Consider the following 26126-nt stretch of genomic DNA (forward strand, 5'->3'; position numbering starts at 1 on the left):
ATAAAAAATAATTTGAATCCTGTTGAGGAAATGATTATTTTTATCAAAGGATAGCCCTTAAATGCATCAGTCCGCTAACTCATGAATGCAGTTACAGGATCCGTTGTGAAACAGCAAGGCTGCCGCCGGGCTTCATCCGTTTAAAAGCATACTAACCATGAGCAGGATAAGGATTGTAAAAGGTACTTATACAAAGGTCACGCATGGAAATCACAATATGTATTCCAGGGAGAACATCAATGCGTTTGCAAATAATATAATTAAAGAAAAGGGAGAGGAGGAAGGCGTCCGGCACGGCGATCCGGAAACACCTCCCAGCAATGATCTCTCCTTCTCTATAAAGGTCTTTCAGGATAACAGTGAAATAAAAGAAGGCGCCTATGTCTTCATCTCTGAGGTACCGGAAATGCCAAAGCTGCGGATCGATGTGACCGTTGGTAAGGATTATAATTATAAAAAGGTATTGTTCCGGCTGAAAACGGCGTTCGTGTTCAAGGCTTCCGAAGTCATGTTTAACCGGAACGATGTGGATTATTTTCCGGCACCTTCCGGACAAAGCAGCTTCCGCGAAGCCCCGGCAGGTCAGACTTCCAGCTGGGAGGTGGATTTCAGGGGATTGTTCCGCGGCGGAACGGCTATAGTAGAAGCATACAGTGCAGACGGAAAAACAGTGTTAAAGAAATTTGTTTTTTATATCAGGGGGAAAAACCCCTCAAAGACAGTGGTAAAGGATTATCTGGTCAGCAAACAGTATCTTTCCAGATACTGGTTCGTATTCAAGATCATTCTGAGTGAATCGGGCAGTGAGAATGTTACTGTGGTACGTCAGTTCTGGGATCCGGAGTATGTAAAAACAAAGGTCAAAGGCAAAACAAAAGTGGTGGCTGCAGAGTATGGTCCTTCGGGCCGGGGACTTGAAAGCAAAGGCATGCCTAATTATGGGTTTCCGGATGGCTGGGGAGCCGGACAGATCGATTTTGCAGCGGAAAAAAGAAACAAGAGCGCTTTGTCAAAAGAAGCCGCTGCAGCGCTGGAGGCGGTTGATAAGAACCCGGATTATATCTGGAACTGGAAAGAGAATATCGATATAAAGATGAACAAAAAGATACCGGAAAAAGTAAGGATGGCCGTAGCGCAGTTCAATAAAATATTCAAAGGAATAAAAACGGTCGCCTCCTTCACGCAGCTGGAAGGGTTGATCACTTATAAGACCTGTCCCAGCACCATCGCTGAGTTTGCGGCATTTAATAAGTTTATGACGGACACGGCCTCCGGAGATTCGGAAAAGTCAATACTGGATGCCGAGCTGATCAAGCTTTACAATGGCGGACACTATATCACGGGTATTACCAATAAAGGGGTGCTGCAGATCAGCCAGAAGAACAGCCTGGGGTTTGATTATAATGAACGGATCGGGAATGTTAAAGAATAATGTTATGAAACGGTTTTTTTATACAGGGTGCTTTGTCCTGGTCAACTTGCTGGCCTGTTTTACGGCAAAACCTGCTTCGTACCATAACGCGGCCCGCGAAGCATTGCAAAAAAAGGACACCATTCCCGACACCTTTGTTGTAAACGGGATGTTGCGGCTTCAAAATAAAACCTATCCCCTAAAGCTGCAATACCGGAAGCAGCCGGAGGACGCTTCTCTTTCTATTACTGTGCTGCGGGAGGACGCGCTGTTTCCCGACAGTTTCTATACCATGCTTGACAGCTATTTTGAACAGGCGCCTGTGCTGACCACCGGGGCCAGTTATCCTGAAACTTATGAACGGCTGCGGGCCGCGGGCTTTGCAGACAGCAGTTTTATCTGCTATGCGAAGGAAGGGTATGGCCGTATGACCGCAAAAGCCATTTATGTTTACGATATCGACCACGATGGTGTGCCCGAGCTGCTGCTGGCCAATGGATCAGAATGGTCTGAAGACAACCTGGTTTATGAATTATACCGGCTGGATAAACACACCCGGCGCTATGTTTTGGTACCGCATTTTTTCAGCGGCGCTTTTTACGGGTGGGATAAAAGGAAACAGTGCATCATCACCGGAAAGAGCAACAAACAGCAACGGTGGCTCACAAAAAACAGGATTGCAAACGGCCGGCTGATCCCGGTAAAAAAATGCACCGTTACTGCCAGCAGCGGCAACAATTGTTTTTAACAGGAATAATATTGCGGTTGTTAAACGGTGCCTGTTATTTTCTTGCAGTTCGTTCTGCAAAACGGATCACTTCCCCGGCGAAGGATTTAAATGCTGCCTTGGTGATCTCGTCATCGCTCATCATTACCGGTATGCCGATATCGCCCCCTTCGCGTATACCCTGTACCAGGGGTATCTCACCCAGGAAGGGAAGATCGTATTCGCTCGCCAGGCGTTTCCCGCCTTCCTGGCCGAAAATATAATATTTATTATCCGGCAGCTCCGCAGGCGTAAAATAACTCATATTCTCCACCAGTCCGATAATGGGGGCATTCAGTTGGGCCTGGCCAAACATGGCAATGCCTTTCTTGGCATCGGCAAGTGCCACATCCTGCGGCGTACTTACGATCACTACGCCACTCACGTCTGCGATCTGCATCAGGGTGAGGTGTATATCACCGGTGCCTGGAGGCATGTCCACGATCAGGTAATCCAGATCGCCCCAATCCACATCCGTGATAAACTGTTTGATAGCACTGCTGGCCATAGGGCCACGCCATACCACCGCCTTGCTTTCGTCTACCAGTAATCCGATGCTTAATAACTTGATGCCAAACCGGTCGAGCGGCACGATCATGCCTTTCCCGTTCACATCCTTCATCATCGGGCGTTCACCGCGCACGCCAAACATAATGGGTACGCTCGGGCCATAAATATCCGCATCCATCAGACCCACTGCCGCACCCGATTGCGCCAGTGCCAGTGCCAGGTTTGCAGCAACCGTGCTTTTTCCCACGCCGCCTTTCCCGCTCACAACTGCGATGATATTTTTTACACCGGGCAATACTTTATTAGGCACAGCAACTGTGGCCTGGGCTTTCGGTGCATTGCTGCCAAAACCTACTTTTACAACCGCTTTTTCATTTACGCCTGTTTTGATCGCTTCTATACAGTCGGCCTTCACCTTTTCCTTCAGCCGGGCGTCATCACTGGGCAATTCCACGTTGAATGCGATATAATATTTTTCGATCACCAGGTCCTTTACCATATCAAGCGCCACGATATCTTTATGGGAACCCGGGATATGAACCGTACTTAATGCCTGTAAAACAAGTTCTTTTGTCATTTATTTACTAAAGCTTATGTTAAATTCATTACAATCCGCAAAGTTAAACATCCTATTGGGCATTTTGTTGTCTTATTTACAAATCGTTACTTAAATTTGGGGCTGTGAAGAAAATAATCATACCGGTTATTGTTTTATTGTTTATAATTCCATCAACTGCGAATGCCCAGTTTGAGAAGGCCCGTGATTCCGTTATTCAGCTTTTTGGTATTGTAATGTCCTCCGACAGCCTGTACGGCATTCCTTCTGTGAGTGTTACGGTAAAAGGCTCGCAGCGCGGAACCGTTACCAATAAAGACGGGGTGTTTTCCATCGCAGTGCTCAAGGGCGATCAGATCGAGTTTTCGCATGTTACCTATAAACCGATGGTAAAGCCCATTCCGCGTGACCTGGAAGGCAACCAGTATAATATGGTGGTATTGCTGACGGAGGATACGGTATATCTCCCGGCTGCGATCATACGCCCACGCCCGACTCCTGAACAATTTGGACGTGATTTTGTAAATGTAAGTGTTGCAGATGACGAGATGGAAACCATCCGGAAAAATAATACCAAGGAGATGCAGCGGGCCATGCTGAAAAAAACCGGGTACGACGGAAGGGAAGTGACGAATATGCAACTGAACATGATTTCACAGAAAGCACGCTACCAGGGACAGATCCCTCCTATGAATATCTTTAACCCTGCTGCCTGGGCCGAATTTATAAAATCCTGGAAACGCGGCGATTTTAAGAATAAATAAAAATGATTTAAGGTTTTTTGAGATAGTACTCAAAAACCAGTTGCTCATCAAGGGCGGCCGCTGCCTCTTCAAACACGGCAATGATTGCGTCAAATTTTTCCAGCTGCCCCATAGAGAGGTTGATGAACCGTACCAGCAGGGGTAGTCCGATCATCCCGGTTAACGCATCGTAAAGTGCATCCAGGTTATTGCCAAAATACTCCGGCAGGTTCAGCTGCTGCACGGCAATCTGATAAAAATCCGCGGTGGTCCCGATCCGGTCAAAGTCAAAGATGGCTTCTTGCATAATTATTTATTTTTCTTCAAAGGTTTGGTAATGATCTTTTGTAACAAAAACCAGCCGGTCGTCCGAAAACAGTACCCGGTCTGCATTACGGCGGCCGCAATGATAATTGATATCCGCCTCGAACCATTTCCTCCCGCTTTTAACCGGCAATTGTTTTTCGCGGTTGCTGAAAACATCGCCGCCGATGGCCCTGCCGGGCAATACATCGCAAAGATTGCCCCGGGCGGCGATCCATCCTTTTTCCCGGGCTTCCCGTTTGGTGATATAATATTCCGGCAATCGTCCTGTTCGCTTAATATAGGGAACAACTACTGATTCGTTTGTGAGCTCGTCAACCGGGCCCCGTACTGCTTCCCCGGTAGCTGAGGAATGCTCCTTTTGGGTAATGACAGACGGCTCCCGGGTTGAGGTTCCCCGGTGCTGACACCAGAAATATCCCAGAACGATAACCACTGCAAGAAGCAGCACGAGCCACCTGTTTTGTTTTTGCATACCATTGCTTTAATCGGCAGGACAAACGTACAGCAAAAATTGCGATGCGCAAAGAAGGAGGAACCTGCGCAGCCGGGGAATATTAAAATGCAGCGGATCCCCGCTTTTCTCATTTTTGATTATCTTGCCCTAAAAATAGATGTCGGGGCACAAACTTAGAAATGAAAAAACCTGCCTAAACTGCGGCCATACGGTAGCAGACCATTTTTGCTCCCACTGTGGCCAGGAGAATATCGAACCGCGGCAGACCTTTCATTATCTTTTTACGCATTTTTTTGAAGATCTTACCCATTATGATGGTAAATTCTGGAAAACAATAAAATTCCTGCTGTTTCGTCCGGGCCGGCTCACCCGGGAATTCCTGGCCGGAAGAAGAATGCGTTATGTACCACCGGTGCGCCTGTATATCTTTCTGAATTTTATTACCTTTTTATTGCCCGTCTTCTTATTTCCCGGTCACGATAAAGCAAAACCGAAGACATTTAAAGAGAGGGAACAGGAACTGGTGACGGATATCGCAGCGCTGAAGAAAGCAAAGGACAGCCTGGGCAGCGTGCTCGCAAAACCCTCGGGTTTAACGGGAAACATAAAGGCGGCTTATGAAGAGAAGCTGAGGGATGCGCTTGAGGAAGTGGATGAAGACCTTGCAGATGAAACAAGGGACCTTAATGCATTAAGAACCGACACTACCAATTTTGATAAATCAGGTTCTGTTATTAATATCGGGGGCGGTAATGTTCCCAAAGGGGTGCACTCCGTTGCCCAGCTGGATTCTGTGCAAAAAATCCCGGGGGACCGCATGAGTAAATTAGATTACGTATTTGCAAAAAAACACATTGAACTTTGGGAATACGGGTACTCAAACAACCAGATCCGCGAACGGATGCGGGAGGCTTTCATCCATAATATCCCCAAGGCGCTGTTCCTGTACATGCCCTTGTTTGCCTTCTTCCTCTGGCTGTTTCACCGTAAAAAGAAATGGTGGTTCTTTGATCATGGTATTTTTACCCTCCACTATTTCTGTTTTTTACTGTTGCTGGTAACCTTACTGTATTTTGTTTTATTCTTCAGCGGTTTGGCCGGGGCGAACACATTGGCAAAAACCATTGAAGTGAGCATCATTATGGCAGCGTCTGGTTATTCCTTTTTTTATTTTTTCAGGGCGCATAGCCGGGTCTATGGCGAACGGAAGGGAGTTTCCCGGCTGAAGGGGTTTGCGCTTTTTATCATTAACGTGGTATTGATACTGGCATTTTTACTGGGATTGGTTCTTTATTCCTTTTATACCTTGCATTAAATTTTAAAAACGACCTTATGATAAAAAATGTTTCGGTAATCGGCGCCGGTACCATGGGCAACGGGATTGCACATGTATTTGCGCAGGCGGGATACGCAGTTGTGTTGGTTGATGTTGCTGCTGCGCAGCTGGAAAAAGCGGTAAAGACCATCGAAAAAAATCTGGACCGGCAGCTTGCCAAAGGAAGCATCACCGGGGAGCAAAAGAAACAAACACTACAGCAGATCACCATCGAAACAGACCTGCAAAAGGGAGTGACTGCGGCCGACCTGGTGGTGGAGGCGGCCACTGAGAACGAATCAGTAAAACTGGAACTGTTTAAACAGCTGGATGCTGCGGCCCCGGAGCACTGCGTTCTGGCCACGAATACGTCCTCCATTTCTGTTACAAAGATCGCAGCAGTTACAAAACGGCCCGGCCAGGTGATCGGAATGCACTTTATGAATCCCGTTCCGGTAATGAAGCTGGTAGAGGTTATCAACGGGTATGCCACCTGGGCGGAGGTCTCCGGAATGATCATCGGGCTGAGTGAACAACTTGGAAAAATACCGGCCGTAGCCAACGACTATCCGGGATTTATTGCGAATCGCATCCTGATGCCGATGATCAATGAAGCGGTTTACAGTTTGTATGAAGGAGTGGCCGGCGTGGAAGCCATCGACACCATCATGAAACTGGGAATGGCGCATCCGATGGGGCCGTTACAGCTGGCGGATTTCATCGGGCTGGATGTTTGTCTGTCCATCTTAAATGTATTGCATAAAGGATTGGGCAATCCCAAATATGCGCCCTGTCCGTTACTGGTGAATATGGTAGCATCGGGCCGGCTGGGTATGAAGTCGGGAGAAGGCTTTTATACCTATGCCCATGGAACAAAGGAATTAGTGGTGAGTGAGAAATTCCGGTAATATATCGATCGGCGTAAGACGATCCGCTTCTTTTTTCCAGCCATAGGTGAGGTTGCCGTTGGTGATGACGAGGTACTGCGCCGGCAGGGCAATGTGGTACCGCAATACCTGGTTCAGCACCGCATCATTCAGCAATACCTGGTCCGCTTTGCATTCGATCAGCATCCAGGGCTGGTGATCCGGATCGTAAACAAGAATGTCGAACCTTTTTTTCAGTTCACCCAGACGGATCTCTTTTTCCAGCGCGATCAGGCCCCGGGGGTAGCGCATTTCCTGCAGCAGGTACTGAATAAAGTTCTGCCGGATCCATTCCTCGTCCTGCAGCACCAGCCATTTTTTTCTCAGGGCGTCAAAAATATGCGGCTGGCCATTCCGGGTTTCGATCTTAAACCGAGGCGGCGGATATTGAACAGGTATCATTTGATCCAAAAATAATGGTTAAATTAGCTATGAGAATGTAAATTTAAAGTAATGTTATTTTCGGTTGAGCTGTCAGCCCGTTAAAACGTGAAACAGTGCCGGCGGTAAAACAAGGAAGAGGAGTGCATTACATTTTCAGTTAAAAGCGAAGACGAATGAAAACAAAAAGTGAAATTGTAAAGAACTGGCTGCCCCGGTACACCGGAGAAAGTCTGAAGAATTTTGGGGAATATATCCTGCTGACGAATTTCAGCAACTATGTAAAACTGTTTGCGGAATGGAACAATGTGGAAGTGGTGGGGCTCGACAAACCGATGCAATGCGCTACTGCCGATGATATCACGATTATCAATTTTGGTATGGGCAGTCCTACGGCTGCAACGGTAATGGATCTGCTGACCGCCATCGCGCCCAAGGCAGTCTTGTTCCTGGGAAAATGCGGCGGACTTAAAAAACGGAACAAGGTAGGTGATCTTATTTTGCCTATTGCCGCCATACGCGGAGAGGGTACCTCGGATGATTATTTTCCAAAGGAAGTGCCTGCCCTCCCTGCCTTTGCCTTACAAAAGGCGGTGAGTACCACGATACGGGAGGCGAAGACGGATTACTGGACGGGAACCGTTTATACTACCAACCGCAGGGTTTGGGAACACGATGAAGAGTTTAAGACCTATCTGCAACGGATCAGGGCCTATGCGGTGGATATGGAAACCGCCACTATCTTTACAGTCGGGTTTTATAACAAGATACCTACGGGAGCCCTGTTACTGGTAAGCGATCAGCCGATGATCCCGGAAGGAGTAAAGACCGCAGAAAGCGATAAAAAAGTAACCGCCAAATATGTAGAAGACCACCTGCGGATCGGTATCGATTCGTTGAAACAGCTGATCAATAATGGTCAGACGGTACGGCATCTGCGGTTTTAAATAAAAAGGATATATGAAAAAGAGTTTATTTGCACTGATTGTTCTGGCCGCAGCGTTAAGTGCCGGCACCGCCTGTTCCTCCAAAGCCTCAAAAGGTGGGGGCGGCACCAAACTGAAAGGCCGGTTTGAAGTAGCCGGCATGTGTTCCAATTACACCTTCTCAGTTATTGAAGGAAGGATCAATCCCATGCTGGTGGAGGCCACCTGGACCAACCCGCAGACCAATAAGACCTACTGGAAGGCTTTTGGCATCAGCAATCCCTGCAATTTCCCTTCCAATATAAAAGAGGGAGACACTTTTTATTTTGAAATTGTACCGGCGGATAAAGAACAGAAATGTGCGGTGTGCATGGCCTATTATCCCACACCTGGCAAGAAGCTTAATATTAAAGTGGTTCAATAATGCAGCAACCCTTGTTGGAGATCCGGGAACTGAGTGCTGATTTTGTTTCCGGTGAGACGGTGAATCATGCGTTGAAGAAAATTTCGGTAACCGTACACCCGAATGAGATCGTGGCGCTTGTTGGCGAATCGGGTTCCGGCAAATCGGTTACATCATTATCGGTGCTGCAGCTGATCCCCTCACCTCCCATAAAATATGTACACGGCGCTGTCATTTATTATACAGAAGAGGGCCGCGCCACCGATCTGCTGAAACAAAGCAGGGAAACATTGCAGGAGATCCGTGGTAATGCTATTTCCATGATCTTTCAGGAACCGATGAGTTCACTGAATCCGGTGTACACCTGTGGCAGCCAGGTTGCAGAAGCCATCCGGATCCATACACGGGTAACAAAAGAACAGGCGAAGGAGCTGGCCATACAATGGTTCGGACGGGTACAGCTGCCGGACCCGGTTGCGATTTATAACCGTTATCCGCACCAGCTCAGCGGTGGTCAGAAACAACGGGTGATGATCGCCATGGCTATGTGCTGCAAACCCCGGCTCCTGATCTGTGATGAGCCTACTACTGCCCTGGATGTGACCGTACAGAAGACGGTACTGCAATTGATTAAAGAACTGCAGCAGGAAACCGGCATGGGGGTGATCTTTATTACTCACGACCTGGGGGTAGTGGCGGAGATCGCGGACCGCGCAGTAGTGTTGTACAAAGGCGAGGTGATGGAGGAAGGAACCGTGACCGCCCTGTTCCGGAACCCGCAGCATCCTTATACAAAGGCATTGCTGGCCTGCCGGCCGGTAAATCACAGGAAAGGAACCCGGTTGCCCGTGGTGAGTGATTTTATGGGTTCCGCAGTAAAAGAAGCCACCGGAGAAACGGTTACAGTGCCGGAAACCACTGCTGCCGGCGGGTCTCCCGTTGCTTCAAACTGTTTGATAAAAGTGGAACAGCTTTCCGTATGGTTTCCCCGCGAACGGAACTGGCTGGGCAAACCGCTCAGCTATACAAAGGCTGTGGATAATGTGAGTTTTGAGATCTTCGAAAATGAAACACTGGGACTGGTAGGAGAGAGCGGTTGCGGAAAAACAACCCTGGGCCGTACCCTGCTGCAGTTGGTGCCTTCCACTGCCGGTAAGATCGTTTACCGGGGAAAGGATATGATGCTGTTTGGAAAAGAAGCGCTGCGCGGGTTGCGCAAGCAATTGCAGATTATCTTTCAGGACCCTTATTCTTCATTGAACCCCAGGAAAAAGATCGGCCTGGCGATCGAAGAGCCGTTAAAAGTACATCATATCGAACCGGACGCCGCCGCCCGCAAAAAAAGGGTGGAGACCTTGCTGGAAAAAGTGGGACTGCTGCCGGAGCACTACCACCGTTACCCGCACGAGTTCAGCGGTGGCCAGCGGCAGCGCATTGTAATTGCCCGGGCACTGGCCCTGGAACCTTCCTTTATCATCTGTGATGAATCGGTCTCCGCGCTGGATGTGAGCGTGCAGGCCCAGGTACTGAACCTGCTGAATGATCTTAAAAGAGAATTTGGTTTTACCATTGTCTTTATCAGTCATGATCTTTCCGTGGTACGCTATTTCAGCGACCGGATCATTGTGATGAATAAAGGCAAAATAGAGGAGAGCGGTCCGGCGGAAACGATCTATGAGCGCCCGGGAACGGCGTATACCAAAAAGCTGATCGCCTCCATTCCCAGGGGAATCTGATCTCCTGCACCGTCGTATCAGAAACGTTTGGGCCTGGCCACATTACCTCCGTTATCACTATAGCCCTTTGAGTGGTTTTTGAAAAAGAAGGGTACCAGTATGGTTAATAAAAAAGCAGCTACAACAATAATGCCCAGTGTAATCAATGCCTTACGGAGGTGTGCAGGATCCACCGGATTGATGCCCCATACACTAAGGGTTAAATAGGCCGCAATACACAATATTACCGCAGTTACAACGATCCCGGCAAGGTATTTCATATGCTTTGTTTATAAGGTTAAACAGCCGGTCAGAGCTGTCCCAGTAATTCTTTTTTCTTTTCTTCAAATTCGGCAGGCGTTATGATGTTCTCATCCAAAAGCAATTTCAGCTTACGTAGTTTTTCGACGGTGTCTGTATTGCTTTTTGAAAGGATATCGTCGGTTTGCTGGTTCAGTTTTTTGCCCAGCTCCATGCCAGCGCCAAACTGAACGCCGGCACCGGCCAGTCCGCCTTCATTGCGCGCCGCATCCCGCAATGCGCGCAGCTTTTCCAGGTCGGCATAGTCCAGTCCGGCCTGCCCGGCGGCCTTTACATCGGTTGAGATATCTGCTACACGGCCGATACGTTCCTGTGTTTTTTCGTCGAACTGGGTACCGGTGATGCGGAAATCAGTGAGCTGTAATCCAAGTGTGGTAAAGGATTCGTTCAGAATGCGCAGCAGCTGCTGCGCAATATAGTGCAGCTGGGCATCGATCTCCTGGTAGGAGTACCGTCGTTCAGACAGGGCGGTTGCAATCAGCTGCGGAATACGGTCGGCCACCACCGTGCGCATTTCATCGGTGGTATAGGATTCCTTGCTGCCAATGATCTCCGTATAAAAGAACTTCGGATTGGCAATGGAATAAGAGAAATTGCCGTTCGCCCCCATTTCTATGGGAATATTGTAAACAGCATCAACATACTTGACCGGCGTTGCAGTACCCCAGGCCTGGTTTACCACCTGTGCTTTCCGGTAGAAGTAGACATACAGCTTGTGCTCGCTTTCAAAATTCTGCCGCAGGTTCAGCAATGTAGTGATAAAAGGATGGTTATCCGTTTTCAGGTTATAGATTCCTTCTGTATCAATAATATCGGCGATCTTTCCTTCATATACCAGGATACAACCCTGACCGGGTGCTACGATCAGCTTGCTGGCATTTTTGATCTCGTTTTGTTTGGAGGGAAACCGGTACCAAAGCAATGCCGGGCTTTGATTTTCCCACTGGATCACCTTTGAAAGCTGATTGCTGAAAAGATTTAAGAGGCTCATGATGTTGTTTTTAGGGTTATTACCGGCTGGCGTGCTGTGCAGGTTTTATGATTTCTGATTGATCCGTGCGGCTATGTGCACCAGTTTCTCGCCTTCTTCGTCCAGGAACACTTTTGCAGGGGTAAGGCCTACGTACCGGCCGTTTTCATGTGGCCGCGCCTCGTTTACCTGCAAACCTACTATTTTTCCTGAATCGATATAGCGGCATTCCAGCTGGGTGGCACAGCGTCCTACTTCTCCAACAGGAATGCTGAGCAGCTCTTCAAAGCGTTCTTCATTAAAAAGACGAAGCACTTCGGCCTGGTGCTGCCTTTCGAAATACCGGAGGCCATAACGCTGCGGCTCATTGGTGGAAACGGAACGGAGGGACAGGATGAATTTCCGTTTGAAAAGCTTTAATTCTTTCATCAGTAATGCAAAAAGATCCCCGTATTCACCCGGGGCGGTTTCCTTTGATTCGATCTTTTTAGTGCTCATGTTTTTGGTTTTATAGTAAAGGTTGATTAGTCCCTGTAATTCATCTCTGATACCTGTTTGCCATCGGCACCATATAAAACTGCTGCGCTGCCCAGTTTTACAAAGTAGCCGGCCTTGCAGATGAGTGCATTGTCCTGCGGATAGGATTCGCCCGGCTGTACGGTCCAGAGGATCCTGCCGCTTTGTGCATCCATGGCCTGGATGGATTGTTTCTCATCTTCGGCGGGGGTGGCCTTAAAGCTGATCAGCACAGTATTGGTGTTGTAGCCCAGCACCTTCGGACTGAAATACAGCCGGCCGGGGCTGAAATCCTGGAAGTCCTGCACCCGTGCCCATTTTTTCCAGCTGTTGCCGATGAATACTTTTTTATACGGAACATCACCTACATAGATACCCGATCCTACCTGGTAATCCTTTTGCCAGCCAAAAAGCGGACGTTCCACGGGGTAGCCCGGAGTTATTTTCTGATGGTATCGGACCAGTTGTATCTTGTCTTCTTTAAAATCCGTGTTCTGAGACGAAAAAGTAAAGCGCGTAATGACCGGGGAGTTTGCGGGCATGAGTTCCAGGGTCCGCTGCGCCTTGGTGTGATCGCTATAGCCCTCATAGGTTTTGGAAATGAGCGGGTAATAATACAGCTCTTTTCCGGCATTGCTTACTATTTTGAAAAAATCATCTTCCTTGTCATAGCCAAACCCTATTTTGGCAAATCCCGGCTGGAGGTCCGGCAGGTCCTTATAAGTATCCGGCGGAACTTCATTTGCAGTCAGCTGCTGCGGATCAATGGTAAACAGTTTTTTCTCATTTACAATAAAATACAGCGCGCCGTTGCTGAAATATTTAAATGCCGCATTAAACCGGTCAGTGGTTTTCAGCGGCAGCTCTGTTACTTTTATTTCCTTTTTGGTCAGTGCGTCGTAAAAACCGATATATACAGGATGCTCTTTTACATTGTAATCCCGTTCCCTTAAACCGGCGATGATATAAACCGGTTTACCGTCCGGCTTTTCAAGATAGAATACCTCTGCATCCGACCACTGGGGCTTAGCGCCGGAGGCACCTGCTGTTGTGGCCGTATAACCGCCTCTTTTCCGGCTGCACATACGCGGCAGCATCAGCAGCAGCATTAACCCGGTAAAAACAAGGATCACCGTCAGGGCTGTTTTTTTTACCTTTCCCGGGTCTATGGCAGGCTGCGGGCTGGTATTCCGGTAATAATGGTTGATGTTAATGTCATCGTTATCCAGAAAAAACTCCGTGCCACAACTGTTGCAGCGGTAAAAATCAGGTTTTAGTTCGGTTGCTTTTACACTGCCGCATTGCGGGCATTTGATTGCTTTTATTTGTTTGGCCATAGTTAGATTCCGAAAGCACAGGGGTGCAGGAAACAAATATCGTAAAATATGAACAATAAAGTAAAAGAGCATCCGGGGAACTGCCGGTATTTGACAGTGATCAATTGCCGCCATCGTAACCGGGCTGATTTTTGAGGAGTTGACAGGGGGCGCAGGGGCGGTGGTCAGCCCACACAACCGTTTATATAAAAACAAATTTTGGAAGTTGAGAAAAATATTTTAATATCCCGGATATGTAGTACCTTTGCACGCACAAATCGAAAACCGGTGCCGTAAGACCGGGGATCGAAAGCGTAAAACATACTGGTTTCCAGCATGTTCAAAACTTCTTCCCCCGGGCTTCGCTTGTTTTCGGGTTATTGATATTTAAAACCGTTAAACAGTAGAATGAAGCTTTCACAATTTCAATTTGATTTACCGCTAAACCTTATTGCGCAACATCCCACCAAAAAGAGAGAAGATGCCCGCATGATGGTGGTACACCGCCAGACCGGACAGATGGAAAATAAGAACTTTCGGGACATTCTGGATTATTTCGATGACAAGGATGTTTTTGTGGTGAACAATACCAAGGTGTTTCCTGCCCGGATGTATGGCCGCAAAGAAAAAACCGGTGCCAAGATCGAGGTATTCCTTTTAAGAGAATTAAATAAGCAGAACCGTCTTTGGGACGTGATCGTTGACCCGGCCCGCAAGATCCGGGTGGGCAATAAGCTGTATTTCGGAGAGAATGAAGAGCTGGTTGCCGAGGTGATCGACAATACCACCAGCCGCGGACGTACCATCCGCTTCCTCTGGGAGGGATCAGAGGAAGGTTTTAAGGCACAACTGGAAGCCCTGGGAGAAACCCCGTTGCCGAAATATATCAAAAGAAAGCCGGATGATGAGGATAAAGAGCGCTATCAGACCGTTTATGCCAAACATGAAGGAGCCGTTGCTGCACCTACAGCAGGACTGCATTTCAGCCGCGAGCTGATCAAGCGCCTGGAGATTAAAGGGATCCGTTTTGCTGAAGTGACCCTTCATACCGGACTGGGAACTTTCCGTCCGATTGAGGTGGAAGACCTGAGCAAGCACAAAATGGATGCAGAATATTATCATATCGACGACATGGCCTGCCGCATTGTGAACAAGGCAAAGGAAGGCGGCCGCCGTATCTGCTCTATCGGTACCACAACTATGCGGGCAATGGAATCCTCTTTTACCGCACAGAAATTGCTGAAACCTTCAGAAGGGTGGACCAATATGTTCATTCATCCTCCCTATGATTTTAATATTGCGAATGCGCTGGTGACCAATTTTCACCTGCCCAAGACCAGCCTGATGATCATGACCAGTGCTTTTGCGGGGTATGAGCTGACCATTGAGGCCTATAAAAAGGCGATAAAAGACAAGTACCGCTTCTTCAGCTACGGGGATGCGTTGCTGATCATCTGATTTTTTAAGGAAAATACAATATCGGAAGCAGGTCGCACGACCTGCTTTTTTATTACAGGAATTACAGGGTGCCTGCTTGACGGCCCGGATGAACCATAAAAAAAGCAGGCCCCGGGCCTGCCTTTCCTTTTATTATTCCTGCTTTTATTATTGTGTCATCGGAACAAACCAGGTTTTGGGGTCCAGGTTCCTGTCGTCAAACATCAGGATAAAATCCAGTTTCCCGTAACCGGTTTCATCATCACGCCCCACGGTGCCGATCATCTGGCCGGTCTTTACTTTTGATCCCTTTACAACGGCAGAACTTGCAAGGTTGCTGTAGGCGGTAACATACCGTCCGTGACGTACCACCACATAAAACATCCCGCCGAGCTTGGAAACACTGATCACATCCCCTTCAAAAACGGCTTTTACCGGTGTATTCACCGGGGCGGAGAACGTACAGCCGGGATTATCACCCACAATATCCGGTCCGGAGCCTTCAATTTTAAACCGCCCGAAACCCTGTGTAACCGTGCCTTTTTCAAGCGGGTAGGGGATCTGCCCGCGGTACAATCCGAAATCGCCGGTCAGAGCAGCATTGCTTACCGGGAAAGCGGCATGGTGCTGCGGGGGAAGTGTGGGGTATTGCCGCTGGGGTGCCGGTTCCGGTGGCGGCTCGTTTGTTTGTTTGGCTACCGGGGGGGCATCGGTTTCGGGGTGGTAATAATGATCCCTTAAGGTCTCAATGGCTTTTTTGATGCGGCCGACCTCCCGGTCATTGTCCTGGCTCTCTTCCAGATTAAAGAAGCCCGGCTGACGCGACATGCTGACGATATAGCGCTCCTGTCCTTCGATCTTGCGGTTGAGTGTTGTCAGCTGGACCATCGCCTCCCTTGAAACCGTCCTGGTACTGTTATAGGTCCGTTGTATCTCGTTCACCTCATTCAGGATCGTTGCCCGCTCTTTGCGCAAGGTAGTTTTGATGTCGTCCTGGGCAAATCCGGTTCCGCTTATCAATACAAAGCCCACCCAAAGCCAATTTTTTATCTTAAACATAAAGCATTCGAAGTTTTTTAGCAGGCTACTTTTTTACCTTGTAACCCTTTGGTACCGAGAATGGCGTATTTAACGCTTCATCAAAGGTGTATGATTTATAGTCCAGTTGAATTTCTATATCTGTTTTATATTTTACATTTATGGTTCTTGATTTCGGGAACTGGGCATTGGCCACTTTCTCATAGCTGCCATAAGTCAGTTCCGCAGAACGGTTCCTGCCGGCATCCACGTCTTCCAGTTTGCTTACCGCCGGCAAATAATCGGGCAACATGGCATTGAGCAGGTTCCTGAAAAATTTTGTGCGGCTGGTAACCTGGAGGGTATCATCCAGTTTGGTGTAACTGCTGTTGGTTTTGTCGATAAAGACCGGATTTCCTACCAGAAGGTCCTGGAGGGTACCCAAATCAAGCGGCAGTCCCAGTTGCTCCTGTAAATAAACGTAGCTGGAGGAAATATATTGTTTGTTCAGCTTATTAATTATACGAACAGAATCCTGTGTGATGATCCCCCTGGCCACTTCGATGCCCAGCGGTCCGATCACGGATGCCCAGATGAGGCTGTCCTTATGGATCTGAAGCTTGATATCAAAGTTCTTTGTGTCGCCCTTTGCCTTATAGGTAACACCCGCCCGGCCGGAAAACGTGTTGTATTCGATATGATTGAGCTTTTCGAGAACAACCGAAATGCTTTCCATAGCCGCCGCGGTATCCTTTTTCTCATCAGTATCCTCTGTGGAAGCGGTTTCCACCTTTACGGAAGAATCCGCAACCGGGGGGGCAGTGCGCTGTGCCTTTTTTGCCGAATTACAGGAGGCCAGGATAAGAGCGGTGGCTAAAAACAGGGTAAAGTATTTCATCTGTTATTGTTTCTTGTGTGTTGAAAAGAAAACCCGGCCTGGCAGCTATTTATTACAATAGCCGGTCGGCGCTGTTTATTGTTTAGAATGCGATTATTGCTTGCCGGTATGGCCAAATCCTCCTGCCGCCCTTACGGTTTCACTCAGGGAGGCGGTTTCCACCCATCCTGCCTTTTCCACTTTTTGCACTACCAGCTGGGCAACGCGGTCTCCGTGCTGAATTACCTGCTCTTCGTTGGAAAGATTGATCAATATTACTTTTACCTCTCCCCGGTAATCGGCATCGATGGTCCCCGGCGTGTTCAAACAGGTAAGCCCCTGCTTGATGGCCAGGCCGCTGCGGGGTCGTACCTGTACTTCATATCCTTCAGGTATCTCCATAAAAATGCCAGTGGGGATCAATGCCCGTTCCAGGGATTTTAAGGTAACGGGGGCTTCCAGATGTGCTCTGATATCCATACCGGAGGCGCCGGTTGTTGCATAACCGGGTAACGGATTGGATGACTGATTGATGATCTTTATTTCAATTGAGGCCATTGCGGCAAAGTTAAAAGCTTCCTACGAATATCTTACTACTTTAACATTCGCCGGCAGCCGGATGAAAATTTATATTTTTTGTAACAAAACGGTGGCCATCGCCATCAGCCCTTCTTCACGGCCGATAGCGCCCATTTCCTCGGTGGTAGTGGCTTTTACGGAGATATCGGCAACGGAGACGGCCAGTATACCGGCGATCGTTTCCTGCATGGTAGGGACGTATTTTTTTATCTTGGGCTCCTGCAGGCAGAGGGTGCTGTCCACATTCACCACCTGGTACCCTTTTTCTGTAATGAGCCGCATTGTTTCCGTTAAAAGGATCTTACTGTCGATGTCCTTATACCGGGGATCATTATTGGGAAAGTGCACGCCTATATCGCCCAGACTTAATGCGCCCAGCAATGCATCGCAGATGGCATGCAGCAATACGTCCGCGTCGCTGTGGCCCAATGCACCTTTATGATGCGGTATCTGAATACCGCCGATCCATAATGCGCGTCCTTCCGCAAACTGGTGGAAATCGATCCCTGATCCGATTCTGAATGACATATATTTATTTTTTTAACCATTTGAGCCAGTCACCGGCAACCTTGTTCCAGTTGAATGCCTCATAATTTATATTCCCTTCACGGTCAACGGGAAAATAATTGTGTTCGGTGCCAATATAAGTATTAAATACAATATTCTTCTTTTTTAACCGGATGCATTCCACCCGGAAATAATCGTTGAAAGGCGTACACCAGTCCCTGCTGCCATAAGATACCAGCACCGGGATCTTCAGCGTGAGTAAACGCGGGAGCAACGGAGCTGAAAATTCAACCAATGATTTATTGGTATCGCCTTTGCCATAATTTATTTTTTCCGGTTCGCGGGTCGCCTGCTCCCAAAGCTGAAAGACGTTCTCTGCCTGAGCACTGCTATCCTTTTCAAAAAAACGGGCAGGGCCGATCATATTCATGATCCTTCCAATGGGATTTCCACCGGAATAGATCAGATGCGTTACTCTTTTATTGGTAAAGGCCACTTCAGCGCTGATGGTACTGCCTTCGGAATGTCCAGCAACAATGAGTTCCCGGGGATCAATAAAAGGCAGGGATTGCAAGTAGCGGATGATATGATTCGCTCTTTGTGTATAATAGCTGAGCAAGTTTCTTTCCGCATAGTTTAAAGGTATATTACCGGCACTGTCCAGGTACATCATATTTGCTCCCAGCTCTTTTTTATCAGCAATAACCGGAATATACGGCTTGCCTATAATGACCAGATGATAAAATACAGCAAGGCTGTCCGTATGGAAGGGGAAAACACTATAGCTGGCAGCACCATCTGTTTTGATCAGCGGCTGGGGCTGGCTTCCCTGGAAAAACAGGAACAACGGCTTTTTTATTTTTTCTTCCCCCTTCTTTGATTTGATCAGCAGATCGACCGGGTCGCCCCGGAAGGTTGTTTGTATATAACGGTATCCAAAATCTTCCGGCGTTTTTGCCTGGGCAAAAAGGAGGATACCAATACTCAGTACGGCTGACAGCAGGAATGCTTTTCGTAAGAAATACATTGAAACAGGTATTTGAGCAATAAAAATAATTGTTTTTCAGAAGCAGCAACCCGTAGGGGTTTTCTTATTTTTGTTTGATGAATACGGCAGCTTTATACCAGGTATACCTGAGCCATCCCCATGTGCAGACCGATACGCGCAGGATACAGGAGGGGGAATTGTTTTTCGCACTGAAGGGCCCGAATTTTAACGGCAACCGGTTTGCGCAGCAGGCCGTGGATGCCGGTGCCGCAAAAGTGATCATTGATGAAGCCGCATATGAGATACCGGGAAAAACGATCCTGGTTCCGGATGTATTGCATGCATTGCAGCAGCTGGCGGCTCACCATCGCGCGCAGTTTCCGTTCCCCGTAATTGCCATAACCGGCAGTAATGGAAAGACCACCACCAAAGAGCTGATCCATGCAGTGCTGAGTACTACCTATAAGACCTATACCACAACAGGGAATCTCAATAACCATATCGGGGTGCCGCTCACCCTGCTGAAGATTAAAAATGATGTGCAGCTGGCCGTGATCGAAATGGGCGCCAACCACCTGGAGGAGATAAAAGGATACTGTGCGGTGGCCCGGCCCACGCATGGCCTGATCACCAATGCAGGTAAGGCCCACCTGGAGGGTTTTGGCAGCGTAGAAGGCGTAAAGAAAGGGAAGGGTGAGCTGTATGATTTTTTAAGAGAGCGCGGCGACGGGACGGCTTTTGTGATGTGGGATTATGATTATCTCCGGGAAATGAGCCGCGGTATTCCCCGGATCGTGCGTTATGGCACTACGGATGCAGATATAAAAGGTAATGCCACAGGCAATGGTGGTTTTCTTACGGTTGAACTGGAGCAACCGTTCACTGCCCCTATTAACACCCAGCTGGTGGGTGATTACAACCTGCCCAATGTTCTGGCAGCGGTAGCAGTAGGAGCGCATTTTGATGTACCGCCGGACAAGATCAGAAAAGCGATTGAACACTATACGCCTTCCAACAGTCGCAGCCAGCTGATGGAAAAAGGCAGCAATAAGATCATACTGGATGCTTACAATGCTAACCCCAGCAGTATGAAGCTGGCCATTGAGAACCTCGCCAAAATGGAAGGGGAGAAAAAAATACTGATGCTGGGTGCCATGGCGGAAATGGGAGCCGCCACGGAGACAGAGCACCGGCATATTGTGCAGCTGATCGAACAACACGCCTGGAATGATGTGATCCTGGTGGGGAAACCCTTTGAACGCTATAAGGAGCAGTTCCGTTATTTTGAAACTTCCGGTGAAGCGGCCGAGTGGGTACGGGAACATAAACCAGAAAATGCTTTGCTGCTGGTTAAGGGAAGCCGGAGCTCACAGATGGAGAAGGTGGTGGAAGGGATGTGAGTAAAGGTGAGATTTGGGAGGGGAGAAATGAGGCCTGAGATGGGATTTCAGCCGTTAGCGATCAGCGATCAGCTTTGGAAAAACGGGAAAGCTGTTACATCCGCTCTGTTGTTAATCTGATAGCTTCCAGCTGACTGCTGCCGGCTGAAAGCTTACTGCTGATCGTCGTACCTTTGCAGCAAAATGATCTAGTTATGGAGCCGGAAAAAAGCAGCAGGGGCTACCTGGCAACAGTATTCGGGTGCTATTGTCCGCGCTGCCGGGAGGGGAAGTTGTTTGAAAAGCCTTTTGCCCTCCGGTTAAAGGGCGTGCTGAAGATGAACAGGTATTGTCCTGTATGCGGCCAGGCGACAGAAATAGAAGTGGGCTTTTATTACGGAACAGGCTATGTGAGTTATTTTATAGCGGTTTTCCTTACGGTGTTCAGCGCGGTACTCTGGTGGCTGATCATCGGTTTTTCCACCAGTGACAACCGGTTTATTTACTGGCTTATATTTAATTCTGTTGCCCTTATTTGCCTGCAACCCTGGCTGATGCGCTTTTCCCGAAGCCTGTGGCTGTCGTGGTTCGTGAAATATGATCCCGACTGGCGCCACACAAAACCTGATGATGTTTCAGAACGCATGAATGAGGAACAGGGGAATAATTGGTGATTGAGTGTCAGCTATCAGCCATCAGCTTTCAGACCGGTCTTTTGATGGTGGAATTTGTATCTTGAGATTTGATATTTAGTATTTAGAGTTTAGTACTTAGAATTTAAGATGTAGAATTTCGTACTTTACAATATGTTCTCCAATACCTCGGAAGTCATAGAAATACTGGGAACCATTGCTTTTGCCATATCCGGAACTTTTTCTGCGATGCAGCGAAAGCTGGATGTATTCGGGGTGCTGATCATTGCTTTTGTAACATCGGTAGGGGGTGGCACCATCCGCGACCTGCTGATCGGGGATACGCCGGTGGCCTGGATGCGGGACGTACAGGTATGCCTGGTGATCCTGGTGACATCCATTGCTGCCATTATTTTTAAGACCTATATCCGCAAGCTGAAAGTGACCCTTTTCCTGTTCGACAGCCTGGGCCTTGGATTGTTTACAGTAGTAGGCTTGCAAAAAGGGATCAACTTCGGGCTGAACCCGGGCATCTGTATTGCACTGGGCACTATTACCGGCTGCTTTGGAGGTATTATCCGGGACATACTTTTAAACACGATCCCGCTGATCTTCCGGAGAGAGATCTACGCTACGGTCTGCATCTTTGGCGGGGTTGTTTACCTACTGTTGCTGCACTTTAATGTAAATACGGATATCAGTAAGTTTATCGTAATAGCAATCATTGTTGCCACCAGGATCATTGTGGTACAGCACCGCCTGTCCTTCCCGCGGATGCGCTACTGATACCGCGTCGGCCGGGTGCAAAGACCGGAAAATAGTTGTTCAGCCCGGTACTAATTGAAGAGTTTGTAGCGCTTAAAGGGCTTTCCTTTTTTTCGCAGCCATGCATGGTAGCAGGAAGGGATATCACATTCCGGACGGGGAAGCAGGGAGGAAATAATGATCCGGTCCAGCTGCGAAACCACACCCAGCACCAGGCAAACCCGGAACCAGACGAGGGGCGTTTTTCCCGCCAGGAAAAGCGTAAAGGTTACCAGCAGCACCAGTCCCCATAATTTGGAAAGCCAGTTGTGGGCACAGCCGCTTTTCCGGAACTTAAAATAATTGATAAGATCGGAGACGGGTTCCAGAATGAAAAGCAGCACGATCCAGGCAACATGATCCTGAAACAGACCCCCGTTGAGGATCCAGATACAGCATCCGGCCGTCAGCCAGAAAACGATATCCACCCAGGCGTCCCATTTTCGTAACCGGTTGTCGGCAACGCCCAGGTGCCGGGCAATGATGCCGTCAAAAATATCGGAAAGCAGGCCTGCCCAAAGACAGACCACCAGGAACCAGCCGCTTTTATGGGTTTGCAGGGTCCATAAAAGCATTACGGGCGCCAGCAGCAGCCGGAACAGGATCAACGCAAAGGGGATCGACTTTTTTATTTTTTCCATGATCGGGTCATTAACTGTAAAAAAATAAAACCGATTGCAAAAAAAATACTCAGCAGGGCTACGCTGGCGCGCATGGAGCCGGTGGCCCATTCCATCCATCCAAAGAGGAAGGTGCCAATAACAACGCCCAGCTTGTCCAGTACGTCATACAGACTGAAATACGTAGCGTATTTATCCTGTTCGTCCTGTATCAATCCCGCAAATGTGGAGCGCGACAGGGCCTGGGTACCGCCCATTACCAGTCCTGTTAACACGGCCATAATATAGAACTGCCCGGTATTCCGCACCCCGCAGGCGATAAAACAGATCAGGATCCAGAGCAGAACACCCGTTTTTATGGCCGTGATGGTACCTGCCTTTTTTGAAAGGAGTACGAACAGGTAGGAGCCCAGTATGGCCAGGAATTGGAGCGTAAGTATGACGCCAATGAGCTCCGTGGTGCCGATATGCAGGGTTTTGACTGCAAAAACACTGGACATGCCCATGATGGTGGTTACGCCCATATCATAAAAAAAGAAAGCGAGAAGAAATATCGAGATCCGCTTATTTCTTCCGGCAAGCCGCAGGGCTTCAATGATCTGTTTATAGGCATGCACCAGCACCTCATTGCCGCGGTTACTGCGCCTCTGGTCCCGCGGCAACCGGTTTATAGAATAAGCTGCAAATACGAGCCACCACAGCCCTATAATTACAAATGAGAGCCGTACCGGCACCTGCTGCCTTATCTGTTCGGCATTGAAACCGAGCGGGCCGGCAAAACGGATCACGAGCAAATTGAGGATCAGGGCAAGCATTCCACCGGCATATCCCCAGGCAAATCCCCTGGCACTAATGGCATCATAACGATCAGGCGTGGCAATTTCGGGGATAAAGGCATTATAAAACACCACACCCAGACTGTAACAAATACTGGACACCATAAATAAAATGCAGGTAAGTGCCATCTGTTCGGCGGAGGAAAAGAACAACAGCATACAACTGACGGCGCCAATAAAAGAACAGCCACTCATAAAAAAGCGTTTGCGGCCGGAATTGTCTGCAAGCGCTCCCAGTAAGGGGCTCAGCAGCATGATCAGTAAAGAAGAAAAGGAATAGATATATGCATACAATACAGAATTGCCCATTTGCTGCCACCACAGCTTTTTATCACTCAATAACGAAAGACTGAGAAAATAAGCAGGAAACAGGGCGGAGGTAATGACCAGGGAATAGCTCGAATTGGCCCAGTCGTACCAGCACCAGGCATTGATGGTTTTTTTATTATTCTTTAATAGCTGTTGTGCGCTCATGCAGTAATAGGAGGGGTCAGTAATCGTTTTTTATATATTGTTTCAGTTTTTGAACCACCCGTTTTTCAAACTGCCGGATGGTTTTTTCAGGAGATGGTTTCCAGGGGAAAGGAGGTGGCGGCGCATAATTAATGGCGCTGATCAATTGGAGCCTTGCTTTCAGGCTGTCACCAGTAATGAGTATCTTACAATAACTCGTCCGATAGCGAATGGTATCCGTATCTTTTAGTTTCCTGTAGTCCAGCAGATAGGCCACTGTATCCGAATGATCCTTATAATGGAACACATTTTTTTCGCTGTCAAAATCGAGATTGCTTTTAAACCTGGTCAGGTATTGAAGTTGTAAGGTGTTGAAAGCGGCTACCAGCTTTTGTTTGGAGCAGTTGAAGTCGTAGGTTTTATTAAAGTTATACTGGCGGTACGCCATAGACGTGGCCATAAAGGCAAAGGAGCTGATCACCAGGATCGAATTCAATGCCAGCCGTTTTAACCGGTAAACGGCACTGTTGTTGAAAACCAGATAGGAGAACAGAACACTGATCAAGGCCGGCAGGTCTGTGGGGTCCACGACCCGGGCCACCGGGATCTGCCAGGCATTCAGTTGGTCGATCAGCGGTTGTGCCCACGAAGACTTCCACCAGATAAACAGGCCGGCAACCGCCAGGTGTAACGGTTTGCGCCAGGCAGGAAATAGAGCACTCAGGAAAAACGGAAGGGCAAATAAACCGGCAATATCCGAAAGCTTACCGGTTAAGGCGTTGTGCCATGCGGGTTTCAGTAGCCAGTCGTTCAGCAGCAGCAGCCATACAGCCGTAAGGAAAAGGGGATGCCCCAGTTTTTGTTCAGCGGTCTTCATTTGGTGTCATCTGTGTTCCTGCTAAAATAATTCTTTTGGCCCAATAAAAAAGCCCCGGCATTACCGGGGCTGCTCAACTGTAAAGAAGGTGCTAATGCTTTTTTGTGTCGGAGGCCCATCCGGCGGCCAGGTATTCCCGGTTCAGGCGGGCGATATTGGTGATCTCGATCTCTTTTGGACAAACAGCTTCGCAGGCACCGGTATTGGTACAGGCGCCAAATCCTTCCTTGTCCATCTGGGCGATCATGTTCAGTGCACGGTCCTTTTTTTCTGCTTCGCCCTGCGGCAACAGCGCCAGGTGCGATACCTTGGCGGAAAGGAACAGGAGTGCTGATGAATTTTTGCAGGCGGCCACGCAGGCACCGCAACCGATGCAGGCAGCGGCGGCAAACGCCTTATCCGCATTTTCTTTCGGAATGGGAATGGCGTTACCATCCTGGGCGTTGCCCGTATTTACGGAGATATAACCCCCGGCCTGGATGATACGGTCAAAGGCGCCGCGGTCCACGATCAGGTCTTTTACCACAGGGAATGCTTTTGCCCTCCAGGGTTCAACCACAATGGTGTCACCATCTTTAAAAGCGCGCATATGCAGCTGACAGGTAGTGGTGCCGTGCCAGGGACCATGCGGGCGGCCGTTGATGTACATGGAGCACATGCCACAGATACCTTCGCGACAATCATGGTCAAAGGCGATGGGTTCTTTTCCTTCACGGATCAGTTGCTCGTTCAATACATCAAATAGCTCCAGGAAAGACATTTCCGATGAGATATTGGATACTTTGTAGGTCTCGAACTTCCCGCCGGATTCGGCGTTTTTCTGTTTCCATACCTTCAAAGTGAGGTTCATATTGTAATGTTCCATGCTTCTTTTATTTATATCAGCGTTTATAAGCCTCCAGTTTTACAAGCGGCTTTTTCTTAATTTTTTCTCTCTTGTCTTTTACCAGGCTGCAATCATCGTTCCGTTCAATGATGTGCTGGTCGCCGGTTACCCAGTTGATATCTTTCATTTTTCTTCCGGCATCGCCGATCCCGTCCTCACATTCCCGTCCGATAAAAAAATTATCGTAGGTGCTTCCGATCTGATAGAAGGCATTGTTCTGGTACCGGAATTTTTCCGTTTCCGCCCAGCGCCAGGCACTGCCTCCATAGTGATCTACACTCAATATTCCGTTGGTGATGGAAATGGATGCGAACGGATCACCCATCACCCCGCCACAGGCACGACACATCAGCACTTCCTGCGACCTTCCTGCGAGCTGATAACCGGCAGGGGTTTTTAACAGGATGATCAACAGGCGGGGGAGCCCTTCATCTGTATCATACCGTCCTTCATCAAAGGCGTTCAGTGCCATTGCCACATCATCCTGGCCATCCTTGTTCAGGTCGCCATACACCACGCTAATGGTATCGTATCCCTCGGGGATGAATGCTGTGGTAGTTGCGCCATTCGCAGGAATTTTTAAAAGAACTTTTGTCTGTGCAGTTGCCTGCAACAAAAACAACACCGGCAACATCCCTACTAGGCATTTCAGTAACAGGGGATGTTTTTTCATGATCT

The 26126-nt window shown here is 48.4% G+C and carries 30 protein-coding genes; 12 read left to right on the forward strand and 18 right to left on the reverse strand.

Translation table 11 applies throughout. From position 1 onward, the window contains the following. Positions 1 to 157: 157 nt before the first annotated feature. On the forward strand, positions 158 to 1432 hold the full coding sequence (locus K7B07_RS14410) for a hypothetical protein (protein WP_223710748.1): 1275 nt from the start codon (positions 158 to 160) through the stop codon (positions 1430 to 1432). Between the two features lie 4 nt (positions 1433 to 1436). After that, entirely contained in the window at positions 1437 to 2159 is a 723-nt protein-coding gene (locus tag K7B07_RS14415; protein ID WP_223710750.1) for a hypothetical protein, read from the forward strand. 34 nt (positions 2160 to 2193) lie between these two features. Here the strand turns inward: K7B07_RS14415 and K7B07_RS14420 are convergent, their stop codons facing one another. After that, a complete protein-coding gene (locus tag K7B07_RS14420) occupies positions 2194 to 3264 on the reverse strand; it encodes an Mrp/NBP35 family ATP-binding protein (protein WP_223710752.1) in 1071 nt (356 codons plus the stop codon). 104 nt (positions 3265 to 3368) lie between these two features. Between K7B07_RS14420 and K7B07_RS14425 the strand changes: the two genes are divergently transcribed. Then, entirely contained in the window at positions 3369 to 4007 is a 639-nt protein-coding gene (locus K7B07_RS14425; RefSeq protein WP_223710754.1) for a carboxypeptidase-like regulatory domain-containing protein, read from the forward strand. A gap of 7 nt (positions 4008 to 4014) precedes the next feature. Here the strand turns inward: K7B07_RS14425 and K7B07_RS14430 are convergent, their stop codons facing one another. Both K7B07_RS14430 and K7B07_RS14435 read right to left on the reverse strand, forming a co-directional pair. Beyond that, positions 4015 to 4293 (reverse strand): barstar family protein, encoded by a 279-nt coding sequence (locus K7B07_RS14430; protein WP_223710756.1) that lies wholly within the window; start codon positions 4291 to 4293, stop codon positions 4015 to 4017. A gap of 6 nt (positions 4294 to 4299) precedes the next feature. Then, entirely contained in the window at positions 4300 to 4785 is a 486-nt protein-coding gene (locus tag K7B07_RS14435) for a ribonuclease domain-containing protein (protein ID WP_223710757.1), read from the reverse strand. A gap of 139 nt (positions 4786 to 4924) precedes the next feature. Here K7B07_RS14435 and K7B07_RS14440 point away from each other — a divergent pair, with 139 nt between their 5' ends. Continuing rightward, complete coding sequence (locus K7B07_RS14440) at positions 4925 to 6082, forward strand: DUF3667 domain-containing protein (RefSeq protein WP_223710759.1); 1158 nt, start codon at positions 4925 to 4927, stop codon at positions 6080 to 6082. 17 nt (positions 6083 to 6099) lie between these two features. Continuing rightward, positions 6100 to 6990: a 3-hydroxyacyl-CoA dehydrogenase NAD-binding domain-containing protein gene (locus tag K7B07_RS14445; protein WP_223710761.1), complete on the forward strand. Its 891-nt coding sequence runs from the start codon at positions 6100 to 6102 to the stop codon at positions 6988 to 6990. On the opposite strand, the gene K7B07_RS14450 is transcribed toward K7B07_RS14445, so the two are convergent. Beyond that, on the reverse strand, positions 6964 to 7410 hold the full coding sequence (locus K7B07_RS14450) for a type I restriction enzyme HsdR N-terminal domain-containing protein (protein WP_223710762.1): 447 nt from the start codon (positions 7408 to 7410) through the stop codon (positions 6964 to 6966). The two genes, K7B07_RS14445 and K7B07_RS14450, sit on opposite strands and share 27 nt — an antisense overlap. Positions 7411 to 7565: 155 nt before the next feature. Between K7B07_RS14450 and K7B07_RS14455 the strand changes: the two genes are divergently transcribed. From K7B07_RS14455 to K7B07_RS14465, 3 genes are read left to right on the forward strand one after another with little or no spacing between them, the layout of a single operon-like run. Beyond that, positions 7566 to 8336, forward strand: a complete 771-nt coding sequence (locus tag K7B07_RS14455; protein ID WP_223710764.1) for an AMP nucleosidase — start codon at positions 7566 to 7568, stop codon at positions 8334 to 8336. Positions 8337 to 8349: 13 nt separating this feature from the next. Beyond that, positions 8350 to 8739, forward strand: coding sequence for a hypothetical protein (locus K7B07_RS14460; RefSeq protein ID WP_223710766.1), 390 nt, complete (start codon positions 8350 to 8352; stop codon positions 8737 to 8739). Beyond that, complete coding sequence (locus K7B07_RS14465; RefSeq protein WP_223710767.1) at positions 8739 to 10454, forward strand: ABC transporter ATP-binding protein; 1716 nt, start codon at positions 8739 to 8741, stop codon at positions 10452 to 10454. The genes K7B07_RS14460 and K7B07_RS14465 overlap by 1 nt, the downstream gene beginning before the upstream one ends. Positions 10455 to 10471: 17 nt before the next feature. On the opposite strand, the gene K7B07_RS14470 is transcribed toward K7B07_RS14465, so the two are convergent. From K7B07_RS14470 to K7B07_RS14485, 4 genes are read right to left on the reverse strand one after another with little or no spacing between them, the layout of a single operon-like run. Continuing rightward, a complete protein-coding gene (locus K7B07_RS14470; protein ID WP_223710769.1) occupies positions 10472 to 10714 on the reverse strand; it encodes a hypothetical protein in 243 nt (80 codons plus the stop codon). Between the two features lie 29 nt (positions 10715 to 10743). Next, positions 10744 to 11745, reverse strand: coding sequence for an SPFH domain-containing protein (locus K7B07_RS14475; RefSeq protein WP_223710770.1), 1002 nt, complete (start codon positions 11743 to 11745; stop codon positions 10744 to 10746). 45 nt (positions 11746 to 11790) lie between these two features. Further along, positions 11791 to 12222: a hypothetical protein gene (locus tag K7B07_RS14480; protein WP_223710772.1), complete on the reverse strand. Its 432-nt coding sequence runs from the start codon at positions 12220 to 12222 to the stop codon at positions 11791 to 11793. A 26-nt stretch (positions 12223 to 12248) separates the two neighbouring features. After that, the gene (locus K7B07_RS14485; RefSeq protein ID WP_223710774.1) at positions 12249 to 13577 is read right to left on the reverse strand and encodes a hypothetical protein; all 1329 of its coding nucleotides are present in this window, start codon (positions 13575 to 13577) and stop codon (positions 12249 to 12251) included. A gap of 387 nt (positions 13578 to 13964) precedes the next feature. On the opposite strand from K7B07_RS14485, the gene queA reads away from it, so the two are divergent. Continuing rightward, complete coding sequence (gene queA, locus K7B07_RS14490) at positions 13965 to 15014, forward strand: tRNA preQ1(34) S-adenosylmethionine ribosyltransferase-isomerase QueA (RefSeq protein WP_223710776.1); 1050 nt, start codon at positions 13965 to 13967, stop codon at positions 15012 to 15014. 147 nt (positions 15015 to 15161) lie between these two features. Here the strand turns inward: queA and K7B07_RS14495 are convergent, their stop codons facing one another. From K7B07_RS14495 to K7B07_RS14515, 5 genes are all read right to left on the reverse strand, one after another. Next, positions 15162 to 16052, reverse strand: coding sequence for a murein hydrolase activator EnvC family protein (locus K7B07_RS14495; protein WP_223710778.1), 891 nt, complete (start codon positions 16050 to 16052; stop codon positions 15162 to 15164). A gap of 25 nt (positions 16053 to 16077) precedes the next feature. After that, on the reverse strand, positions 16078 to 16908 hold the full coding sequence (lolB1, locus tag K7B07_RS14500) for a lipoprotein insertase outer membrane protein LolB1 (RefSeq protein WP_223710780.1): 831 nt from the start codon (positions 16906 to 16908) through the stop codon (positions 16078 to 16080). 93 nt (positions 16909 to 17001) lie between these two features. Then, positions 17002 to 17445, reverse strand: a complete 444-nt coding sequence (gene dut, locus K7B07_RS14505) for a dUTP diphosphatase (RefSeq protein ID WP_223710782.1) — start codon at positions 17443 to 17445, stop codon at positions 17002 to 17004. A gap of 69 nt (positions 17446 to 17514) precedes the next feature. After that, a complete protein-coding gene (ispF, locus tag K7B07_RS14510) occupies positions 17515 to 17994 on the reverse strand; it encodes a 2-C-methyl-D-erythritol 2,4-cyclodiphosphate synthase (RefSeq protein WP_223710784.1) in 480 nt (159 codons plus the stop codon). A gap of 4 nt (positions 17995 to 17998) precedes the next feature. Beyond that, positions 17999 to 19000, reverse strand: coding sequence for an alpha/beta hydrolase family protein (locus tag K7B07_RS14515; protein WP_223710786.1), 1002 nt, complete (start codon positions 18998 to 19000; stop codon positions 17999 to 18001). A 77-nt stretch (positions 19001 to 19077) separates the two neighbouring features. Here K7B07_RS14515 and K7B07_RS14520 point away from each other — a divergent pair, with 77 nt between their 5' ends. From K7B07_RS14520 to K7B07_RS14530, 3 genes are all read left to right on the forward strand, one after another. Further along, entirely contained in the window at positions 19078 to 20361 is a 1284-nt protein-coding gene (locus K7B07_RS14520) for a UDP-N-acetylmuramoyl-tripeptide--D-alanyl-D-alanine ligase (RefSeq protein WP_223710788.1), read from the forward strand. A 194-nt stretch (positions 20362 to 20555) separates the two neighbouring features. Then, positions 20556 to 21014 (forward strand): DUF983 domain-containing protein, encoded by a 459-nt coding sequence (locus K7B07_RS14525; RefSeq protein WP_223710790.1) that lies wholly within the window; start codon positions 20556 to 20558, stop codon positions 21012 to 21014. A gap of 132 nt (positions 21015 to 21146) precedes the next feature. Continuing rightward, positions 21147 to 21758, forward strand: a complete 612-nt coding sequence (locus K7B07_RS14530) for a trimeric intracellular cation channel family protein (protein WP_223710792.1) — start codon at positions 21147 to 21149, stop codon at positions 21756 to 21758. Between the two features lie 50 nt (positions 21759 to 21808). On the opposite strand, the gene K7B07_RS14535 is transcribed toward K7B07_RS14530, so the two are convergent. The 5 genes from K7B07_RS14535 to K7B07_RS14555 form a co-directional block, all read right to left on the reverse strand. Beyond that, positions 21809 to 22417, reverse strand: coding sequence for a CDP-alcohol phosphatidyltransferase family protein (locus K7B07_RS14535; RefSeq protein ID WP_223710793.1), 609 nt, complete (start codon positions 22415 to 22417; stop codon positions 21809 to 21811). Further along, entirely contained in the window at positions 22405 to 23706 is a 1302-nt protein-coding gene (locus K7B07_RS14540; RefSeq protein WP_223710795.1) for an MFS transporter, read from the reverse strand. The genes K7B07_RS14535 and K7B07_RS14540 overlap by 13 nt, the downstream gene beginning before the upstream one ends. 16 nt (positions 23707 to 23722) lie before the next feature. Further along, positions 23723 to 24562, reverse strand: coding sequence for a hypothetical protein (locus K7B07_RS14545; protein WP_223710797.1), 840 nt, complete (start codon positions 24560 to 24562; stop codon positions 23723 to 23725). Positions 24563 to 24653: 91 nt separating this feature from the next. Continuing rightward, positions 24654 to 25427 carry a succinate dehydrogenase/fumarate reductase iron-sulfur subunit gene (locus K7B07_RS14550; RefSeq protein WP_223710799.1) on the reverse strand — a complete coding sequence of 258 codons (774 nt, stop codon included), beginning with the start codon at positions 25425 to 25427 and terminating at the stop codon, positions 24654 to 24656. A gap of 16 nt (positions 25428 to 25443) precedes the next feature. Then, positions 25444 to 26121 (reverse strand): hypothetical protein, encoded by a 678-nt coding sequence (locus K7B07_RS14555; protein ID WP_223710801.1) that lies wholly within the window; start codon positions 26119 to 26121, stop codon positions 25444 to 25446. Positions 26122 to 26126: the final 5 nt, after the last annotated feature.

Origin of the sequence: Niabella beijingensis, from assembly GCF_020034665.1 — a bacterium.
Lineage (GTDB): Bacteria > Bacteroidota > Bacteroidia > Chitinophagales > Chitinophagaceae > Niabella > Niabella beijingensis.